The organism is Serratia oryzae (genome assembly GCF_001976145.1).
Lineage (GTDB): Bacteria > Pseudomonadota > Gammaproteobacteria > Enterobacterales > Enterobacteriaceae > Chania > Chania oryzae.
This window is the reverse complement of the sequence record NZ_MOXD01000031.1, coordinates 1-3,907: the sequence shown is the minus strand read 5'-3', so window position 1 is coordinate 3,907 and position 3,907 is coordinate 1. Positions and strand designations below refer to the sequence as shown.

Below are 3,907 nucleotides of genomic sequence, written 5' to 3'. Positions count from 1 at the left end.
TTTGAAGGAAACTCAACATGCAAAAGATCAACGCCGTAAACCCAGTTAGCGCAGCGACCGGCTGGATATGTACGCAGTGCCACCGCCAATACGCGGGGGCCAAACCTTGCACTTTCTGCCATAGTGCAATGTTCAGTGTGCCAGTTGGCTCCCAGCGTAAGAACGATGAAAAATGGCAACGGTAATGAGCGACGCATTTTCCCTCGTTCAACTCGACGCATACGGCATTAAACGCACACGACAAGCAATCATTGACCCGTGTCCAAGGTTGCTTGCATTACGTGTCCTATTACGCTTGCCCGATACTGCAATTCAGCCCCGTGGTGATGTTGAGCAATGCGCGGCACTCAGCAACAGCGTGAAGTCATTAGCTTCGGTGGTATGTACGATCCAGTCAGCCACCGAACACCAACCTGGCTGCTTCACCCTGCTCATTGCCTGATTTCATTTAACCCCTTCGATAGCACGACTTTCTGCCCACACAGGGACGGATGTCCCCTGGGCGTAAAGTCATGCGGAGAGCCAACATGATGTATGCAAAATCTTTTATGGCGCTGGGCAGTCACAACCGCCTGATCGGTGCCAGAACAGCACAGATTGCACCTGACGACCATTACCGCTGCCATCTCTGCGGCAGTGTGATGATATTCAACCCAGAGTCTCAGGCGGAACGCCCCTGGTTTGAGCATCGGCAGAACACATTAACCGACCGAGGCCGAGAATGTCCCTACTTCGAGTTAGATCGTGAAGAAATACGATGTATCCAGATGCTACATCCCTATGTGCCGGATGCTCGACCATTAGCACGAAAAGCCGACTGGCATTGCACGGGGTGTAACATCGGGTATTACGGAGAGCGTTATTATCTGATTTGCCATGGTGAGCACAGCAGTCACGTCTGCCAGCCGGAGGTCGCCGTATGCGTATGATGAAATGTTACCTGGCGAACGACAGCAACGGATGTTTTGTGACGGCCAAAGAGGTATCAAGCTTGGAAAAGCGTGTCCGAACCTGTGTTTCCTGCCACGGCTTGCTGGTGTGGCATTCGGGTGGACCTGGCGAAGTTCCCTGGTTCGAGCATGATCAGCAGAGCGTTTCACGAGAGACATTGATGAAATGCGCCTATCTGGATCCGCAAGTAAAAGCCGATGAGAGGCACGCGGAGTTGCGCAAAGCAGTGGGCTGGCTACCGGTACCGATTGCCGTCAAATCCTGGTACTGCGTGTTGTGCCAGAGCCACTATCAGGGGGAAAAACACTGCACGCAGTGCGGTTCTGGGATATACAGTATCGAAGAAGCCCGTTGGCGGGAGAATTATACCTGACTCTGTTTTAGTCAGTAGAATGTCAACAATCTTTCTTTGCACACTAACGTCATACTTGTTTATCCCTGAATGCCCATCAACACTCAGTGAGGTTTTAAGACTACCCCAAAACTGTCATTTTTCTCAACGGATCCCGTTTCAATCGCCGCTGGCCTCACCTTCCAGCAAATTGACTTTCGCTTATCGTAACCCGTTGATAAAGTGACCGATACGGAGATGAAGAGGAACCTGCATGGTAGAGCGTATTGATTACCACCTTGAAAAATACCACTTCGCGGAAATCAATGAAACGCCGCGTATCACACGTCAATGGGCTGAAGTTATCGAAGAGTGTCGTCAGGTTAGGGCTGGAAGTGCCGAACGTCTGCGTATCGCCTTGCTGAATGTGGCTTATGTCACCAGCTTTGAACTGCCTTTTCGTTTGCTGCTGGTGCGTGCCCCGCAACTGATTGCCGGGCTGCGTGATGAACTGCCACTCAGTCAGAAAAACGTGGTGTTTAACGGCAAACGTTTTGGCTGTGTTTACAGCGTGAAATCTGATGTAAATCAGATACCGGAAGCGTTTCACTACCGCTTGTCAACCTGCATTCGCCGGGAAGTAGCGTCAGGCGAGAGCGCTGCGCCTTACCGGGAGATTGCCAGGGAATTAAAAATGCCGCGTGAGCGACTTAAGCGAGCGCTGGAGAACGGACTGGCGGTGACGGCGCTGGATGGTTTGTTCTGGTTTGGTATGCAGCGGATCGCAGCCGACGTGGCGGTGCTCAGAAAAAAAGGGATGCGTATTGCAACTGCTGAAGTTCCCGTGTGGGACAGCCTCACCGCCACCCTCCGCCCGGTACCGGTCTACCGCTGCGGCTGAAAACAGGCATTGATTGACCGTTGAACACACCGTTGTCGACCCGCCGCAGGTTGGTGACAGTCGACGGTGCCACTAGGCTCACAAAAGCTACCCCATCACCGATGTTTAACCCTAAAAAACATCACGAAGCCGGTACGGGGTAGCCTGCATGATATCGCGGTGGTGGCCTGGATTTTCAACGGTCCCGTATTGTTACGCTGAATAAAACCGACGCGTGCTGACCCCCTGCGTGTCGATAACAATGCCAGGAATAACAAGCCATCTGGGCGACAAAATGAACACTTCCATGAGGTTTATATGAACGCATCCCGTTTGCAAGGCATCCGTTGTTTTGACTTTGACATGTAGGTTGCAGCTTTATATCCGGCCTTATTGCAGCCATTGCTGCGGGCCCCTATGTAATTCGCTGACTCACCCCTCATTTGCTTCGCGGGCTTTAAGCCCATAACCTCATTCAGGTTTAGTGAGTCACGGTCTTACCTGTCATTGTCATCACGCGGGCCGCCAGAGCAACCTTTCTGCATCACTCTTTGGTTTGCGTTAATGTTTATCAATATCAGCGATTAATAGGGCCTGATACTGACATTATTGTTATGGGCGCTATGATGCCGAAAATCTGTGGGGATCCACCCTCATTGCTCTAAATCCCCATGCCGATCACATAAGCCAAAATGGGTGGGACGCGTTCATTACATTTGCTACGGGCTCACCGCTTCATTACCCTTGGCATCAATTTTACTTAACATTAATAACCTCATGACAACGCCTCCTGACCAAACCGTAAAAGACCTGGCCCACCTGGCGTTCTGCGCCCTGGTAGCCTTGCATACTGCCATTCAGCAAGGGACGGTCACGTCGCCGATGGCAGAACACCTGTTCCTGGTACGTTGGTTGGCCACAGCGCAGAAACAAAAACGGTTTCCCCGCAGTGTCGCGTTAGATATTCAGCAGTTGCTGGACAAGGGACGTAAAGAGGGGATTGAGGCTAAACTCAAAACTCGCTTCGACTATGTCTGGCACTCCTGCACCGGCGAACTCAAGCACCAGAACGACCTGTTCAGGCTCACCTACGCCATCGAGAGCCTGAAGGCACAAGGCTGGCGTAATGAGCTGGTGACCCAGACCGAGTGGGATAACGGGATTATTGAAGGGCCTGAGCCTGCGCTGTATGTCGTCAAATCAGTACTCAACGTGGCGTTTACGCCGGAAGGTCGCCTAATCACGCCGCTTGAATTCAAAATTGCAGGCAACGTGCAGGTCTTTACCGACGCTCTGGCGATATGCTTCCTCACCGCCAGTGGATCAGAAAAGGCGGCGACACTGATGCCCACAGGAACCTATTGATGCAGGTGGAGACGGCATACGGGTCGCGCAAGCAACAAGCTGTGTTAATGTATTCGGGGCACCCAAGCAACGCATTTTGCCTTGGACTGCTTGCTTTCTGTTCTGTGGCGCGGGATAATCCTCAACATAATTTGATACATTTCTTATCATTTTCGACACCTTCTCAGGGATGATCCATGTTGGCATGCAGGAAGCAGGCGTGGCGCTTTTGTGCGCTCGTCGCAGTAAGTTGTGCAGTCTTTCCGGTTTCAGGCGCGTTTCTCAGCCCCGCCGATCGCGACACCATCCAGCAGCAACAGCGTGATCTGCTGCAGCAAAACCAGCAGCAGCGCCAGCAACTGCAACGCAGCATTTCCCCTACGCGCCCAGAGGCCCCACCC

6 protein-coding genes and 1 pseudogene are annotated in these 3,907 nt (G+C 52.3%); 5 read left to right on the top strand and 2 right to left on the bottom strand.

Annotated elements, in window-relative coordinates:
- Positions 1-197: hypothetical protein (locus BMI79_RS24140; protein ID WP_208611225.1), on the bottom strand; the 197-nt coding region annotated here is incomplete at its 3' end.
- 115 nt (positions 198-312) lie between these two features.
- Positions 313-435 carry a hypothetical protein gene (locus BMI79_RS24445; RefSeq protein ID WP_279626686.1) on the bottom strand — a complete coding sequence of 41 codons (123 nt, stop codon included), beginning with the start codon at positions 433-435 and terminating at the stop codon, positions 313-315.
- Positions 436-527: 92 nt separating this feature from the next.
- Here BMI79_RS24445 and BMI79_RS23405 point away from each other — a divergent pair, with 92 nt between their 5' ends.
- The 5 genes and pseudogenes from BMI79_RS23405 to BMI79_RS24670 all read left to right on the top strand — a co-directional run.
- Entirely contained in the window at positions 528-929 is a 402-nt protein-coding gene (locus tag BMI79_RS23405) for a DUF7828 domain-containing protein (RefSeq protein WP_425272373.1), read from the top strand.
- A complete protein-coding gene (locus BMI79_RS23400; protein ID WP_076944397.1) occupies positions 920-1,324 on the top strand; it encodes a putative zinc ribbon protein in 405 nt (134 codons plus the stop codon). Before BMI79_RS23405 ends, BMI79_RS23400 begins: the two co-directional genes overlap by 10 nt.
- Positions 1,325-1,556: 232 nt before the next feature.
- Entirely contained in the window at positions 1,557-2,183 is a 627-nt protein-coding gene (locus tag BMI79_RS22675; RefSeq protein ID WP_076944396.1) for an ECs1377 family protein, read from the top strand.
- Positions 2,184-2,939: 756 nt separating this feature from the next.
- Complete coding sequence (locus tag BMI79_RS22670) at positions 2,940-3,527, top strand: DUF2913 family protein (protein ID WP_076944395.1); 588 nt, start codon at positions 2,940-2,942, stop codon at positions 3,525-3,527.
- A gap of 251 nt (positions 3,528-3,778) precedes the next feature.
- Positions 3,779-3,907, top strand: a pseudogene (locus BMI79_RS24670) (POTRA domain-containing protein); the annotation flags it as partial.